Raw genomic sequence first — 15,177 nt, 5'->3', positions numbered from 1 at the left:
GTTCTTTCATGAGGACGCACCTGGTCTGGGACTGGAACGGCACACTGCTCGACGACATCCGCGCGGTCGTCGGGGCGACCAACGCCGCCTTCGAGGAGATCGGGATCCCGCCGATCACCCTGGAGCGGTATCGCGAGCTGTACTGCATACCGATCCCGCGCTTCTACGAGCGGATGATGGGCCGGCTGCCCACGGAAGCGGAATGGCTGGTGATGGACGGCGCCTTCCACCGGCACTACGTCGCACTGCGTGAGGCCTGCGGGCTGACCGAGGGCGTCGAGGAACTCCTCACGGGATGGGGCGCGGCAGGACGCAGCCAGTCGCTGCTGAGCATGTACGGACACGACGAACTGGTCCCGGTGGTGCGGGGATACGGCATCGAGCGGCACTTCGTGCGGGTCGACGGCAGGACCGGCCCGTCGGGCGGCACCAAAGCGGCGCACATGGTGCGACACCTCGCGGCGCTGGAAGGGGTCGACCCCCGACGGGTGGTGGTGATCGGCGACGCCGTCGACGACGCACTGGCGGCCGCGCACGTCGGAGCGGGCGCGGTGCTGTACACCGGCGGCTCGCACAGCCGGGCGGCCCTGGTGGCGGCCGGGGTACCGGTGGTGGACTCGCTCGCGGACGCGGTGCGGGTGGCCGAGGAGATATCGGCGGCCTGAGCGCCTGAGCCTGCACCCCGAGCGCCTGAGCCTGCACCCGAGCACCGAGTACCTGCACCCGAGCACCGAGTGCCTGCGTCAGGGCCCGGGGGCTGGCGCCTGAGACCCGCCCGGCACGGTGCCTCGGGAGCCGGGAGCCGGGAGCCGGGAGCCGGGAGCCGGGAGCCGGGCGCAGGCCGCGTCGGGTTTCTCAGGTCACCGGGGCCTTCGCGCGGAGCACCGTCAGGAATTCCCGCATCCACCGAGAGTGGTCCGGCCATGCACGGGCCGACACGAGCGTGCCATCGACCACCGTCTCCGCATCCTGGAAGGTGGCCCCCGCGCTCTGCATGTCCAGCTCCAGCGCCGGATACGCGGTGACCCTGCGCCCGCTCAGCGCGCCCACCGCCGCCGTCAGCAGCGGGCCGTGGCAGATCTGCGCCACCGGCTTGTCCGTGTCGAAGAACGACTTGAGGATCTTGCGCAGTTCCGGGTCGTTGCGCAGGTACTCCGGGGCCCGCCCGCCGGGCACGACCAGCGCGACGTAATCTCCGGGATCCACCTCCGAGAAGGCAAGGTCGGCCGGCCAGGTGTACCCGGGCTTCTCGGTGTACGTGTCGTACCCGGCCTCGAAGTCGTGCACCACGAAGCGGAGCTGCTTGCGGGACGGCGCCGCGATGTGGACCTCGTAGCCCTCCTCGCGCAGCCGCTGGTACGGATAGAGCACTTCCAGCGACTCGGCGGCATCGCCCGTGACGATCAGGATTTTCGCTGACATGGCGGCTCTCCGGGGGAGTGGACGGACGGTGGTCCGGCCAACGTGCCCCCGGGTGCGGCTTTTGCCAAGAGGGCGTGCGGCAACCCAGTACGCCCCGGGGCAACCCGGTGCGCCCAGCTGTGGCCCCCGTGCTGCACGAGGCCCCGTGCGGCCGAAATGGACAAAGCGTCGAACTCCTCCGCGTTATGTCCAACGGCCGGCGAATAACGCCTCCCGGGCCAGGGGGGATAGCCTGGTCCCGTGATCAGCGCGATACGCCTCGGGGGCGGTGCAGCCCCCGGCCCTCGCCCGGCGCACTACCGTGCCCGGGTCCTCGCTGGTTTTCCGAACCCGGACGCGACGCCAAATATGCCGAAAATCGTCATGGGTGTCACCGGTATCTCTCATCGCGGCATAACGTCGACATCGACCGGAAACCCCGCGTCGTGGCGTTGTGTCTCCTTCTTCACCGACGTCACGCAACGGCGCGCGACAGGAGCCAGAGGACATGCAGACCAAGCTGGACGAAGCCAAGGCCGAGCTGCTCGAACGGGCCGCCCGGGTAGCTGAGAACAGCCCGGCGGGGGGACTAACTCCGACTGGGTCCGAGAGTGAAGGGGCGCCCGACCAGGACGCCCTACTCGCGTACCTCCAGCGCTACTACCTGCACACCGCCCCGGAGGACATCGGCGGCCGCGATCCGGTCGACGTCTTCGGCGCGGCACTTTCGCACTACCGCCTCGCGGCCAACCGCCCGCAGGGTACGGCGAACGTACGGGTGCACACGCCGACGGTCGAGGAGAACGGATGGACATGCAGCCACTCCGTCGTCGAAGTGGTGACCGACGACATGCCCTTCCTCGTTGATTCGGTAACGAACGAACTGTCCCGGCAGGGCCGCGGCATCCACGTCGTGATCCACCCGCAGGTACTGGTGCGCCGTGACGTGACCGGCAAGCTCATCGAGGTGCTCTCCAAGCAGATCACTGGCGATCTGCCGCACGACGCGATCGTCGAGTCGTGGATCCACGTCGAGATGGACCGCGAGACCGACCGCGCCGACCTCAAGCAGATCACCGCGGATCTGCTGCGCGTCCTGTCCGACGTCCGCGAGGCCGTCGAGGACTGGGAGAAGATGCGCGACGCCGCGCTGCGCATCGCCGACGAGCTGCCGAACGAGCCGAAGGCCTCCGACCTCCCCGACCAGGAGATCGACGAGGCCCGCGAGCTGCTCCGCTGGCTGGCCGCCGACCACTTCACCTTCCTCGGCTACCGCGAGTACGAGCTGACCGGCGACGACTCCCTCGGAGCCGTGCCCGGTACCGGCCTCGGCGTCCTGCGCTCCGACCCGCAGCACCACGAGGACGACGAGACGCACCCCGTCTCGCCCTCGTTCAGCCGGCTGCCCGCGGACGCACGTGCGAAGGCCCGCGAGCACAAGCTCCTGGTTCTGACGAAGGCCAACAGCCGTGCCACCGTGCACCGCCCCTCGTACCTCGACTACGTCGGTGTGAAGAAGTTCGACGCCGAGGGCAACGTGGTCGGCGAGCGCCGCTTCCTCGGGCTGTTCTCCTCCGCCGCGTACACCGAGTCCGTACGCCGCGTGCCCGTCATCCGGCGCAAGGTCACCGAAGTCCTCGAAGGCGCGGGCTTCACGGCCAACAGCCACGACGGCCGCGACCTGCTGCAGATCCTGGAGACGTACCCGCGCGACGAGCTGTTCCAGACGCCCGTCGACCAGCTGCGCTCCGTCGTCACGTCCGTGCTGTACCTCCAGGAGCGCCGCCGGCTGCGGCTGTACCTGCGCCAGGACGAGTACGGGCGCTACTACTCGGCGATCGTCTACCTGCCCCGCGACCGCTACACCACCGGTGTAAGGCTGCGGCTCATCGACATCCTCAAAGAGGAGCTCGGCGGCACCAGCGTCGACTTCACGGCGTGGAACACCGAGTCGATCCTCTCCCGCCTGCACTTCGTCGTACGCGTCGAAACCGGTACGGAACTGACCGTCCTCACCGATGCCGACGTCGAGCGCATCGAGGCCCGCCTCGCGGAAGCGGCCCGTTCCTGGGCCGACGGCTTCGCCGAGGCCCTCAACGCCGAGCTGGGCGAGGAGCGCGCCGCCGAACTGCTGCGCCGCTACGGCCACGCCTTCCCCGAGGGCTACAAGGCCGACCACTCGCCGCGCTCCGCCGTCGCCGACCTGCTTCACCTGGAGCAGCTCGGCCAGGACGAGAAGGACTTCGCCCTCAGCCTCTACGAGCCGGTGGGCGCCGGAGCGGGCGAGCGCCGCTTCAAGATCTACCGGACCGGCGAGCAGGTCTCCCTGTCGGCCGTGCTCCCGGTCCTCCAGCTGCTCGGCGTCGAGGTCGTCGACGAGCGGCCGTACGAGCTGCGCTGCGCGGACCGTACGCACGCGTGGATCTACGACTTCGGGCTGCGGCTGCCGCAGCACCTGGTCGGCGGCGACTACCTCGCCGACGATGCCCGCGAGCGTTTCCAGGACGCCTTCGCGGCCGTCTGGACGGGTGCCGCCGAGAACGACGGCTTCAACTCCCTGGTGCTGCGCGCCGGGCTGAGCTGGCGGCAGGCCGTGGTGCTGCGCGCGTACGCGAAGTACCTGCGGCAGGCCGGTTCCACCTTCAGCCAGGACTACATGGAGGACACCCTCCGCAACAACGTCCACACCACCCGGCTGCTGGTCTCCCTCTTTGAGGCGCGGATGTCGCCGAGCCGCCAGAAGGCGGGCACGGAGCTCACCGACGGGCTGCTCGAAGAGCTCGACGGGGCGCTCGACCAGGTCGCCTCGCTCGACGAGGACCGCATCCTGCGGTCCTTCCTCACCGTCATCAAGGCGACGCTGCGGACCAGCTTCTTCCAGCAGGCGGACAACGGAAAGCCGCACTCCTACGTCTCGATGAAGTTCGACCCCCAGGCGATCCCCGACCTCCCCGCGCCCCGCCCGGCGTACGAGATCTGGGTGTACTCGCCCCGCGTCGAGGGTGTGCACCTGCGCTTCGGCAAGGTCGCGCGCGGCGGTCTGCGCTGGTCGGACCGGCGTGAGGACTTCCGTACCGAGGTGCTCGGCCTGGTCAAGGCACAGATGGTGAAGAACACCGTCATCGTGCCCGTCGGCGCCAAGGGCGGCTTCGTCGCGAAGAACCTCCCCGACCCGTCGGTGGACCGCGACGCATGGCTGGCCGAGGGCATCGCCTCGTACCGGACGTTCATCTCGGCGCTGCTCGACATCACCGACAACATGGTGGCGGGCGAGGTCGTACCCCCGAGGGACGTCGTACGGCACGACGAGGACGACACGTACCTCGTGGTCGCCGCCGACAAGGGCACCGCGACGTTCTCCGACATCGCCAACGAGATCGCCGTCGCGTACAACTTCTGGCTCGGTGACGCCTTCGCGTCCGGCGGCTCCGTCGGCTACGACCACAAGGGCATGGGCATCACCGCCCGCGGCGCCTGGGAGTCCGTCAAGCGGCACTTCCGGGAGCTCGGACACGACAGCCAGACCGAGGACTTCACCGTCGTCGGCGTCGGCGACATGTCCGGCGACGTCTTCGGCAACGGCATGCTGCTCTCCGAGCACATCCGGCTCGTCGCGGCCTTCGACCACCGGCACATCTTCATCGACCCGAAGCCCGACGCCGCCGTCTCGTACGCCGAGCGCCGCCGCCTCTTTGAGCTGCCCCGCAGCTCCTGGGCCGACTACAACAAGGAACTGCTGTCGCAGGGCGGCGGCATCCACTCGCGCAGCGCCAAGTCCATCCCGGTCAACGCTGCGATGCGCGAGGCGCTCGGGCTGCAGGGCGTCTCCAAGATGACCCCCGCCGACCTGATGCAGGCCATCCTCAAGGCGCCGGTGGACCTGCTGTGGAACGGCGGCATCGGTACGTACGTGAAGTCGTCCGTCGAGTCCAACGCGGACGTGGGCGACAAGGCGAACGACGCGATCCGCGTCAACGGCGAGGACCTGCGGGTCAAGGTCGTCGGCGAGGGCGGCAACCTCGGTGCGACGCAGCTGGGACGCATCGAGTTCGCGCGGGCCGGGGGCCGGATCAACACCGATGCCATCGACAACAGCGCCGGTGTGGACACCTCCGACCACGAGGTGAACATCAAGATCTTGCTCAACGCCCTTGTCACGGACGGGGACATGACCGTGAAGCAGCGCAACAAGCTGCTCGCGGCCATGACCGACGAGGTCGGCACCCTGGTGCTGCGCAACAACTACGCGCAGAACACCGCACTGTCGAACGCGGTCGCCCAGTCGCCGTCGCTGCTGCACGCGCACCAGCGCTTCATGCGGCGCCTGACCCGGGACGGTCACCTGGACAGGGCCCTGGAGTTCCTGCCCAACGACCGTCAGATCAGGGAACTGCTGAACACCGGGAAGGGCCTCTCGCAGCCCGAGCTGGCCGTCCTCCTCGCGTACACGAAGATCACCGTCGCCGACGAGCTGATCTCCACCGGCCTGCCGGACGACCCGCACCTGCGGGTACTGCTGCACGAGTACTTCCCGCACGCACTGCGCGAGAAGTTCGCCGAGCAGATCGACGCGCACGCACTGCGCCGCGAGATCATCACGACGGTGCTGGTCAACGACACCGTCAACACTGGTGGCTCGACCTTCCTGCACCGGCTGCGCGAGGAGACCGGCGCCTCTATCGAGGAGGTCGTACGGGCACAGTTCGCGGCCCGCGCGATCTTCGGTCTCAGTGACGTCTGGAACGCCGTCGAGGCCCTCGACAACGAGGTCCCGGCCGATGTCCAGACGCAGATCCGGCTGCACTCGCGGCGCCTGGTCGAACGCGGCACCCGCTGGCTGCTCGGCAATCGCCCGCAGCCGCTGGAGATCGGCGAGACCATCGAGTTCTTCAGCGCGGGCGTGGCGCACGTCTGGGCCGACCTGCCCAAGCTGCTGCGCGGTGCCGACCTGGAGTGGTACCAGGGCATCCTGGAGGAACTCACCGCGGCGGGCGTGCCGGAGGACCTGGCACTGCGCGTGGCGGGCTTCTCCTCGGCCTTCCCGATCCTCGACGTGGTCGCCATCGCGGACCGCATCCAGAAGGACCCGATGGACGTCGCCGAGGTGTACTACGACCTCGGTGACCGGCTCGGCATCACGCAGCTGATGGACCGCATCATCGAGCTGCCGCGCGCCGACCGCTGGCAGTCCATGGCCCGTGCCTCCATCCGCGAGGACCTGTACGCCGCTCACGCCGGCCTGACCCAGGACGTCCTGTCCACCGGGAACGCCGGCTTCACGCCGGAGCAGCGCTACAAGGCGTGGGAAGAGAAGAACGCGGCCCTGCTGGGACGTTCGCGCACCACCCTGGAGGAGATCCAGGGCTCGGACGCCTTCGACCTGGCGAACCTGTCAGTCGCGATGCGGACGATGCGCACGCTGCTGCGCAACAGGGTCTGACCGAGGTCCGACCACGGTCTCTGATGCAGACCTCATAGAGGAGGGCCCCACCGCCGTTGCGGTGGGGCCCTCCTCTATGAGGACGCGCTACTGGCTGATCTTCCAGAGCGTCAGGTTTCCCACGACGGTCGGCACGTCGGACGTGCTGCTGGCGGCGGCAATCTGCGTGATCTCGTACATGGCGAGGTTGCCGTCCCGGGTGACCATGCACAGCCGGGTCCCCTTGGGGACGGTGCCGCGCTCCCCGAAGTCCCGGGAGCCGATCGAGTCCGGCAGGGCGTTGGTCTCCGCCCCGGTGCGGCATTCCTGGGGAGTGATGCCCGTGCTCTTGCCCATCGTGGCCTCGAAGTCCCACTCCGAGTGGCGGACCGTCAGGTCGCGGACGTCGGAGGTCATGTCCCCTTCGGCGACGGTCTTGGGGAGGTCGAGGTCCACATAGGTGGTGGAGAAGGTGTTCGGCGTGCGGATCGTCAGCGGCTTGTTCTTGAAGACCTCCGTGTACGTCGCGGTCTCCGGCGGCGCGGGAACGGGAGTGCCGCTCGTGTCGGCCGCGGGTTCCTCCGCAGCCGGGGCGGAGGGCTGCTGCGCGGGGGTGGAGGCGGCGCCGGTGGGGTGGGAGGACGACTTGCCGTTCGCCACGGAGGCAGCGCCCTTGTCCTTGTTGCCGAGGAAGTACACGGCGGCCCCCGCGCCCGCGCCGACGGCGACCACCAGGGTGACGGCGAGCAGGATCACCTTCGCCTTGCCGCGCTTCTTCGCGGCCGGTGCCGGGGCGGCAGGGGTGCCCGGGGCGGGCGGCTGGGGGGCTCCCAGGTTGAACGTCGGGGTGCTCTGGACACCTTGGGGCTGCTGCAGCTGCTGGGTGTTCTGATACGTCGGCGGGTTGACCGGCGCCCCGAACTGGCCGGTCTGGGGTGCCTGTGGGGGCACCTCTTGAGGGGGCGGCCCCTGGGTGTGCGTCGGCTGGGCGTACGGCGGCAGCGTGGGCGGCGCCTGAGGGGCCTGCGGGGGCTGCTGCGGCACCGGGGGCTGCTGGGCGGACTGCGCCGCCTGTGCTGCCTGCGCCGCCTGTGCGGTCTGCGCCTGCTGGGCCGCGTACTGGGCCGTCTGTTCCCTCCGTACGATCTCCTCGGCGACCGGCTCCGGCAGCCACCCGCCGAACTCCCTCAGGGGACGCCCCGCCGCCTGCTCGCAGAGGGCCATCAGCTCGCCCGGTGTGATGCGTTCCGCCGCGTCCGCCGTCAGGCAGCGCTCCAGGAGCGGGCGCAGGGAGTCCGGGTAGCCGGTGAGGTCCGGCGGCCGGTGGCCGGCGTTGGCGATCTGAGCGGCCACGGTGATCGCGCCGCCGTCGCCGAAGGGGTGCCGTCCGGTGGCGGCGACGGCTGCGATGAGGCCGAGCGAGAAGACGTCGCTCGCCGGGCCGACCTGCTCGCCCAGCGCGTGCTCCGGCGACATGTACTGCGGGGTGCCGATGAGGCCGCCGCTCGCCGTGAGCTGGGTGGCGTCGGCGGCACGCGCGATGCCGAAGTCGATGACGAACGGACCGCCGGAACCGATCAGGATGTTGCTCGGTTTGAGATCGCGGTGCACGACCCCGGCGGCATGGATCGAGGACAGCGCGAGCGCCGCGCAGCCGACCAGCTGGAAGACGGCGGCCTCGGGCAGCGGACCGAAGTGTCCGAGCACCTCGTGCAGGGCGAGCCCGGGTACGAACGCGCTGGCCAGCCACGGTTGCGTACCGCTGGTGTCGTGGTCGACGACCGGCACGATGTGGTAGCCCTGCACCCGGCGGGCGGCTTGCACCTCCTGCTCGAAACGGCGCCGGAAGTCCGGGTTCTGGCCGTACTCGCGGCGGATGACCTTGAGGGCGACGGGCTGGTTGCCGCGGGTGTGCGAGAGGTAGACGGTGCCCATGCCGCCCTCGCCGATGCGGGCGTGGAGGTGGTAACCGGCGGTCTCGCGCGGGTCCTCCGGGCCGAGCGGGCTGAGGATGTCGCCGACGGAGTTGCTGATGGGGAGCCTCCCGGGTCGAAGGGTGGGGACGGTCGGGGTGGTGTCACGCGGTAGGTACGCGCGGGGTGTCGATCGGCGGGGCGATCGGCGGGGCCGATCGATGAGGCTGATCGATGAGGTCGATCGATGAGGTCGATCGATGAGGTCGATCGATGAGGTCGATCGAGAGGCGGATCGGTGTTGATCGTTGTCGATCGGTGGAGCGGGTCAGGTCGTACGGCGGACCCGGCGGGACCACTCGCCCGCCTGGGGGTCCTTCACGGTCATCGGCACCGTCGGCGCGAGGGCGGGCAGCCGGGGCGCCTGCGGAGCGGGAGCGGTCACCGTGGGCGCCTCGGCGAGGGCAGTACGGCTTGCCGGACGTACGGCCGCCTCCCGAGCCCGTACAGCGGCAGCCACGGGCGCGGGAAGCCACCCGGAGAAGTCCCGTACGTCGCGTCCGACGGCCGTGCGGCACATTTCGGCCACCTCCGCGGCGGACGGGCGGTCCTCGGGCGGGGCGGCGAGGCACCGCCCCACGACGGTGCGCAGCGGCTCGGGGCAGGCGCTCAGGTCCGGCGGCTCGCGGTCGGTGCCGGCGATGCGGGCGGCGACCGCGAGGCCGTTGCCGCGGCCGTACGGATGGTGGCCGGTGGCGGCGAGCACACCGATCAGGCCGAGCGCGAACACGTCGGTGGCGGGCGTCAGCCGCCGCCCCAGGGCGTGCTCGGGGGACATGAACTTCGGAGTGCCGACGAGCCGCCCCACCGTGGTGAGGGTGAGGGCACCGGCGGCACGCGCGATGCCGAAGTCGAGCATCCAGGGCCCGTCGGACGCGAGCAGCAGGTTGCCCGGCTTCACGTCGCGGTGGATGACTCCGGCGGTGTGGATCGCGTCGAGGGCGCGGGCGGTGCAGCACAACAGCTGCAGGACGGCCGGGACGGGCAGCGGGCCGTGCGCGTCGAGAGCGTCGTCCAGGGCGATGCCCGGCACGAAGCGGGTGGCCAGCCACGGGGGCGTACCGCCGCCGCTGCCCGGGGAGTTGCCGCTGTCGTGGTCGACGACCGGGACGATGTGGTAGCCGTGCACCTGCCGCGAGACCTCGACCTCGCGGGCGAAGCGCTGCCGGAACTGCGCACTGTCCGCGTACTCCCGGCGGATCAGCTTGAGGGCGACGGGCTGGTTGCCGCGGGTGCGGGACAGATAGACGGTGCCCATGCCGCCCTCGCCGATGCGTGCCTCCAGCACGTAACCGGCCAGCTCGCGCGGATCGTCCGCCCGCAGTGGCACCAGCGCAGTGCTGCCGGCGCTCTGTCCGGCCCTGCCCTCGCCCCTGCCGACGACCCGGCTGCTTTCCCGGCTGCTGTCCGTGCTGCTTTCCCCGTCGCGCATGCCCAACTCCCCTTGCACCCGTGGTCGGCGCGAGGGGAGCCTACCGCGCGGCGGGAGGGGCCATTGAGGAGACCCAGAGACGGCGGCACGACAACAGGGCGGCGGCCAGCAGGAGTCCGTTGCGCACGACCATCAGCAGGCATCCGTAGACGCTGCCCGAGGTGACCTGTCCGTACGCGAGCGGATAGGCGAGGGTGCTGACGGCGGCGGCCGCCAACAGCAGGGCGACGACCGGACGTTGCACCGTCCGGCGTGCGGTGAGGCAGACCGCGGACAGACCGATCAGCCAGATCATGTACTGCGGACTGATGACTCGGCTCGTGACGACGAAGAGCAGCACGGCGCACAGGGTGGCGTCGCACGCCGTCGCCGGAGTCCAGGTCCGCGCCTTGACCCGCCAGACCAGCAGCCAGACGAACGCGACCGCGGTCAGCATCAAAGAGGCGTGCGCGACCGTGGAGACGTACGGGCCCATGAACTCTATGGCGCCGTACCGGTATTCGACCCGGTAGGCCCCGCTGCTCGGCAGGCCGGTCAGGCGCGCCAGGGAGAGCAGGGTGCCGCCTATGGACTCGATCTGCACGCCCCGGTTGCCCTGCTGGCGGAGGAAGTCGAAGGTGTGCGAGAAGGCCAGCGCCAGGACACCGAGAAGCACCACCGTCGCCGCGACGGCCGACCCCCAGGCCGCTCTGGTGGTACGTCCCCTGGGCGTGCCCAGGAGCGCCAGCGCCGGCCACACCTTCACCAGCGCACCGGCTGCGGCGAGCGCACCGCCCAGCCGCGGCCGGCGGCGCAGGGCGAGCAGCGAGAGGGCGGCCAGGGCCGTGACCTGGACGTCGTAGCGGACCAGGGGGACGTGCAGCAGCAGCGGCAGGCCCGCGACCCACACCCAGGCGCCGGACAGCGTGGTGTGCCGCAGCCACGCGCGCGTACGCGCACGCGGGGCGCCGGTGATTTCCGGGCCGGCCGGCGTTCGGTCGCCGGACCGGGCCAGTGCGACGGTGACGACGGCGTCGACGAGGAGGGTGAGGGCGACGAACGCCTGGAAGTAGCTGAGGCCCGGCAGCAGGGCGGGGGACAGGATCACCAGGGCGGCGCCCGGCGGGTACTGCCACATGACGTCGTCGAGCGGGAAGGCGCCGGTGATCAGCTGTTCGTACCAGCCGAAGTAGATGCGGTGGACCTCGCCGTTGATCTCGTCGCCGACCCGGCCGAACAGACCGGCGACCAGGGCGACCTGGAGGAGGCGGGTGACGCACCAGACGGCGGCGAGGGGGACGGGGGAGGGCCGGCGAAGGGCGGCAGGGGCCGGGGGAGCGGCCGGAGCGCTGGAGGCGAGCTGCTGGGGCGTCATCGCCGGGATCATAAAACGTCCGCGTCCGGTTTCCGGTCCGGCGGCCCGGAAACCCGGCTCACCGGGACATTCCGGCGGTTCCTCCGGATCCGGCGGTTCCTCCGGCCCCTCCGGATCCGCCGCCCCCTCCGGTCGACTCCTCGTAGGCGGCGACGACGTCCTTCGAGGGCCCGTCCATCCGCAGCGTGCCCGACTCCAGCCACAGGGCCCGGTCGCAGGTGTCGGTGATCGTCCGGTTGTGGTGGCTGACGAGGAAGACCGTGCCCGCCTCCTTGCGCAGCTCGTTGATCCGCTCCCGGCTGCGGCGCTGGAACCGGGCGTCACCCGTCGACAGCGCCTCGTCGATCATCAGCACCTCGTGGGACTTGGCCGCGGCGATGGCGAACTTGAGCCGGGCCGCCATGCCCGAGGAGTACGTCCGCATGGGCAGCGACACGAAGTCGCCCTTCTCGTTGATGCCGGAGAAGTCGACGATCGAGCCGTAGCGCTCCCTGATTTCCCCGCGCGTCATGCCCATGGCGAGGCCGCCTAGCACGACGTTGCGTTCGCCCGCCAGATCGTTCAGCAAGGCGGCGTTCACGCCCAGCAGAGAGGGCTGCCCCTGGGTGAACACCCGGCCCCGGTCGGCGGGGAGCAGCCCGGCCACCGCTTTGAGGAGGGTCGATTTGCCGGACCCGTTGGAGCCGATCAGGCCGATCGCCTCGCCCCTGTGCGCGACGAAACTGACGCCCTTCACGGCGTGCACCTCGCGCACGGACGGAGACGGTGCGCGGGAGACGAGCCGGCGGAACGCGGAGACGGCGCTGCCGCGTCCGGTGCCCGCGGTGTGCACCCGGTAGACGACGTGCAGGCCGTCGACGACGACCGTGGGGGCCTCGCCCATGGGGTCCATGTGCTCAGCCACGTCCGTACCGCTCCTCCGCCAGCCAGAAGTACACGAAGCCGCCGATGCCCGCGACGAGCGCCCAGCCGGTCGCCAGCGCCCAGACGTGCGGCGGGAGTCCGGCCGCGCCGTAACTGTCGATCAGGGCGTACCGCATCAAAGAGATGTAGACGGCCGCCGGGTTGCACTCCAGGAGCAGGCGCACACCCGCCGGGATGCTGTCGTCCTTGAGCAGGTGCGCCATGCTCCACATCACCCCGGACGCGTACATCCACGTGCGCAGCAGGAACGGCAGCAGTTGCGCAAGGTCCGGGGTCCGGGCGGCCAGCCGGGCCAGGACGAGCGACAGACCGGTGCTGAAGAGCGCCTGGAGTACGAGCGCGGGGGCCGCCAGCAGCCAGGACAGCTGCGGGAGTTGACCGCAGCAGACGAGGATCGCGGCCAGCACCCCGAGTGAGATCAGCAGCTGCTGGAGCTGGAGCAGGGCGTACGAGACGGGCAGTGCGGCGCGCGGGAAGTGCAGGGCGCGCACCAGGCCGAGGTTGCCGCTGATCGCCCGGGTGCCCGCCGTGAGGGTGTTCTGCGTGAACGACCACACGAAGACGCCGGTGACCAGGTACGGGACGAAGTCGGCGACGCCGTCCTTGGTGTGCATCAGCTCGCCGAACACGAAGTAGTACACGGCCGCGTTGAGCAGCGGGGTCAGCACCTGCCAGAGCCGGCCGAGCCGCGCCTGGCTGTACTGCGAGGTCAGCCGGGCGGTGGCGAACGCCGCCACGAAATGGCGGCGGGACCACAGCAGGCGGGCGTACTCGGGGAGCGGGACGCGGGCGCCGCTCACGGTGAGGCCGTGCCGGACGGCGTACGCGCCGAGATCGGACGGGAGCGTTGCTTGACGACTCATGCGGGCTGCTTTCGCCGGGACCGGAGGTGACGTCGGGACCGAGCGTACGTCGGGACGGGGCCGTATCGTCGTGGCGTCGACAGTAGGGCGTATCGACGTCGAAACGCAACCGTTCCGTCGTGGCGCTAGGATGCAGGCCATGACGAGCGACCAGACCGGACGGACGAGCGACCAGACCGGACCGCTGCCTTCCGCCGCCGTCCTTTCCTCCGAGATGACTGGACCGACTGGGCCGGCCGCCGCCTCAAAGAGGGCGCCCGCGGGTGCGGCGGTGCTGCGGGAGGACGTCACCGACGCCATCCGTGCCGCCGTCTTCGCCGAACTGGCCGCGGTCGGCTACGCACGGATGTCCATCGAGGGCATCGCCCGTCGTGCGGGAGTCGGCAAGACCGCCGTCTACCGGCGCTGGCGCTCCAAGCTGCACCTCGTCCTCGACCTGGTGCAGGCCTTCGCCGCGGAGGGGCTCCCCGCGCCCGCCACCGGCTCGCTCCGCGGCGACGTGCGCGCACTCCTTGAAGTCGCCTCGCACGCGCTGCGTCACCCTGTCGCCTCACAGGTCATCCCCGACCTGCTCGTCGAATCCGTACGCAACCCGGAGATCGCCCAGGCCATCAGGGCCGCCCTGCTCGACCCCCAGCACGGAGTTGCGGCCGGGGTCGTCAGGGACGCCGTCGCACGTGGTGAACTGCCCGAGGGGGCCGACGTGGACCGGGCCCTGGACCTCATCGTGGGGCCGCTCTACTGGCGGCTGGTCGTCGTCCGCACCGAGCCGCCCGTCGGCCAGGCCGCCTATCTGGACGGCCTCGCGGACGCCGCCGTCGCCGCACTCGCCGCCTGAACGAGTGCCACCTTCGGCACAATGTTGACAACAAGGGTGAAGAACCAGCCCCGTTGAGAGATCCTCCTTGGGCTGACGTCACAGGGAGAGAAACCATGCACCAGTCCGCTTACGACCAGATGGCCCTCTGCGTGAAGGAGTACATGCCCGTATCGAAGCGACACCGTGTTGTCGACCTCGGTTCGCGCATTTCACCTGGTCAGAGCCTGACCCACCGCGCCCTGCTGGCCGACCACAAGGTCGACTACGTCGGTGTCGACGTCCTCGACGGGCCGAACGTGAACCGGGTCATGACCGACCCGTACCGCATTCCGCTCAAGTCGCGCAGCGCCGACATCGTCCTCTCGGGCCAAGCCTTCGAGCACATTCCGTTCTTCTGGGCCTCGATCATGGAGATCGGCCGCGTGCTGCGTCCCGGCGGGCACGCCTTCATCACCGCGCCCTCGCGCGGCAACGCGCACGACGCCCAGGACTGCTGGCGCTACTACCCGGACGGCTTCCGGGCGATGGCCGCGTACTGCGGTCTCGAACTGCGTGAGGCGTTCACCGACTTCCCGCCGTCGAAGGGCATCCGGCACGACTACGAGGCCATCGACGCCAAGCACGCCTACTGGGGCGACTCGGTCGGCGTCTTCCGCAAGCCGCTCCGCGCGGCCCACCTGCCGTACCGCATCTCGCGCGCGGTCGTGCGGGAGGTGACGATCCGCTGGGCGAACCACATCGGCGGCGTCGAGGGCATCCCGGTTCCGGGTGCGATCGCCGGCCGTGAACTGGCGGGCAGGCCCAAGCAGGTGCCGGCCCCGGCCGAGGCGACGAAGTAGGACACCGGCGCAACAGCGGCCGTGCACTGGGTCGGCGGTCCGGGAGCGCTTCGAGCAGCCCTGGCCCGCCGCCCTCGGCCGCATCAGCCGCTGTCGCTGTACCGGCTGCCCTCGCCGCACCGGCCGTCTGCATCAAGGCGCCGTGGTGCCGC

At 70.6% G+C, this 15,177-nt stretch carries 10 protein-coding genes; 4 read left to right on the top strand and 6 right to left on the bottom strand.

Annotated features, from left to right (window positions below; genetic code table 11):
- Positions 1-8 precede the first annotated feature (8 nt).
- Positions 9-665, top strand: coding sequence for an HAD family hydrolase (locus AB0D18_RS03710; RefSeq protein WP_362412200.1), 657 nt, complete (start codon positions 9-11; stop codon positions 663-665).
- A 190-nt stretch (positions 666-855) separates the two neighbouring features.
- Here the strand turns inward: AB0D18_RS03710 and AB0D18_RS03705 are convergent, their stop codons facing one another.
- Positions 856-1,422 carry a DJ-1/PfpI family protein gene (locus AB0D18_RS03705; RefSeq protein ID WP_362412033.1) on the bottom strand — a complete coding sequence of 189 codons (567 nt, stop codon included), beginning with the start codon at positions 1,420-1,422 and terminating at the stop codon, positions 856-858.
- 487 nt (positions 1,423-1,909) lie between these two features.
- On the opposite strand from AB0D18_RS03705, the gene AB0D18_RS03700 reads away from it, so the two are divergent.
- Positions 1,910-6,841: an NAD-glutamate dehydrogenase gene (locus tag AB0D18_RS03700; RefSeq protein ID WP_362412030.1), complete on the top strand. Its 4,932-nt coding sequence runs from the start codon at positions 1,910-1,912 to the stop codon at positions 6,839-6,841.
- An 87-nt stretch (positions 6,842-6,928) separates the two neighbouring features.
- On the opposite strand, the gene AB0D18_RS03695 is transcribed toward AB0D18_RS03700, so the two are convergent.
- From AB0D18_RS03695 to AB0D18_RS03675, 5 genes are all read right to left on the bottom strand, one after another.
- Entirely contained in the window at positions 6,929-8,833 is a 1,905-nt protein-coding gene (locus AB0D18_RS03695; RefSeq protein ID WP_362412197.1) for a serine/threonine-protein kinase, read from the bottom strand.
- Positions 8,834-9,061: 228 nt separating this feature from the next.
- Positions 9,062-10,225 (bottom strand): serine/threonine-protein kinase, encoded by a 1,164-nt coding sequence (locus AB0D18_RS03690; protein WP_362412028.1) that lies wholly within the window; start codon positions 10,223-10,225, stop codon positions 9,062-9,064.
- 40 nt (positions 10,226-10,265) lie between these two features.
- On the bottom strand, positions 10,266-11,579 hold the full coding sequence (locus AB0D18_RS03685; RefSeq protein WP_362412025.1) for a glycosyltransferase 87 family protein: 1,314 nt from the start codon (positions 11,577-11,579) through the stop codon (positions 10,266-10,268).
- 58 nt (positions 11,580-11,637) lie between these two features.
- On the bottom strand, positions 11,638-12,462 hold the full coding sequence (locus tag AB0D18_RS03680) for an ABC transporter ATP-binding protein (RefSeq protein WP_362412194.1): 825 nt from the start codon (positions 12,460-12,462) through the stop codon (positions 11,638-11,640).
- A gap of 13 nt (positions 12,463-12,475) precedes the next feature.
- The gene (locus AB0D18_RS03675; protein WP_362412022.1) at positions 12,476-13,366 is read right to left on the bottom strand and encodes an ABC transporter permease; all 891 of its coding nucleotides are present in this window, start codon (positions 13,364-13,366) and stop codon (positions 12,476-12,478) included.
- A gap of 214 nt (positions 13,367-13,580) precedes the next feature.
- Between AB0D18_RS03675 and AB0D18_RS03670 the strand changes: the two genes are divergently transcribed.
- Together AB0D18_RS03670 and AB0D18_RS03665 are read left to right on the top strand one after the other, a co-directional pair.
- The gene (locus tag AB0D18_RS03670; RefSeq protein ID WP_362412191.1) at positions 13,581-14,204 is read left to right on the top strand and encodes a TetR/AcrR family transcriptional regulator; all 624 of its coding nucleotides are present in this window, start codon (positions 13,581-13,583) and stop codon (positions 14,202-14,204) included.
- A gap of 95 nt (positions 14,205-14,299) precedes the next feature.
- The gene (locus tag AB0D18_RS03665; protein ID WP_362412019.1) at positions 14,300-15,025 is read left to right on the top strand and encodes a methyltransferase domain-containing protein; all 726 of its coding nucleotides are present in this window, start codon (positions 14,300-14,302) and stop codon (positions 15,023-15,025) included.
- Positions 15,026-15,177: the final 152 nt, after the last annotated feature.

The organism is Streptomyces sp. NPDC048442, from assembly GCF_040651475.1.
Taxonomy (GTDB): Bacteria; Actinomycetota; Actinomycetes; order Streptomycetales; family Streptomycetaceae; genus Streptomyces.
Note: the sequence above shows the minus strand (reverse complement) of the source record. Positions and strands in the feature narration are given on the sequence as shown.

What these genes read in the sequence shown, in the direction of transcription:
- AB0D18_RS03675 (WP_362412022.1), bottom strand. Translation starts at nt 13,366, where the DNA reads ATGAGTCGTCAAGCAACGCTCCCGTCCGATCTCGGCGCGTACGCCGTC.
- AB0D18_RS03690 (WP_362412028.1), bottom strand. Translation starts at nt 10,225, where the DNA reads ATGCGCGACGGGGAAAGCAGCACGGACAGCAGCCGGGAAAGCAGCCGG.
- AB0D18_RS03680 (WP_362412194.1), bottom strand. Translation starts at nt 12,462, where the DNA reads ATGGGCGAGGCCCCCACGGTCGTCGTCGACGGCCTGCACGTCGTCTAC.
- AB0D18_RS03665 (WP_362412019.1), top strand. Translation starts at nt 14,300, where the DNA reads ATGCACCAGTCCGCTTACGACCAGATGGCCCTCTGCGTGAAGGAGTAC.
- AB0D18_RS03685 (WP_362412025.1), bottom strand. Translation starts at nt 11,579, where the DNA reads ATGACGCCCCAGCAGCTCGCCTCCAGCGCTCCGGCCGCTCCCCCGGCC.
- AB0D18_RS03670 (WP_362412191.1), top strand. Translation starts at nt 13,581, where the DNA reads ATGACTGGACCGACTGGGCCGGCCGCCGCCTCAAAGAGGGCGCCCGCG.
- AB0D18_RS03710 (WP_362412200.1), top strand. Translation starts at nt 9, where the DNA reads ATGAGGACGCACCTGGTCTGGGACTGGAACGGCACACTGCTCGACGAC.
- AB0D18_RS03700 (WP_362412030.1), top strand. Translation starts at nt 1,910, where the DNA reads ATGCAGACCAAGCTGGACGAAGCCAAGGCCGAGCTGCTCGAACGGGCC.
- AB0D18_RS03705 (WP_362412033.1), bottom strand. Translation starts at nt 1,422, where the DNA reads ATGTCAGCGAAAATCCTGATCGTCACGGGCGATGCCGCCGAGTCGCTG.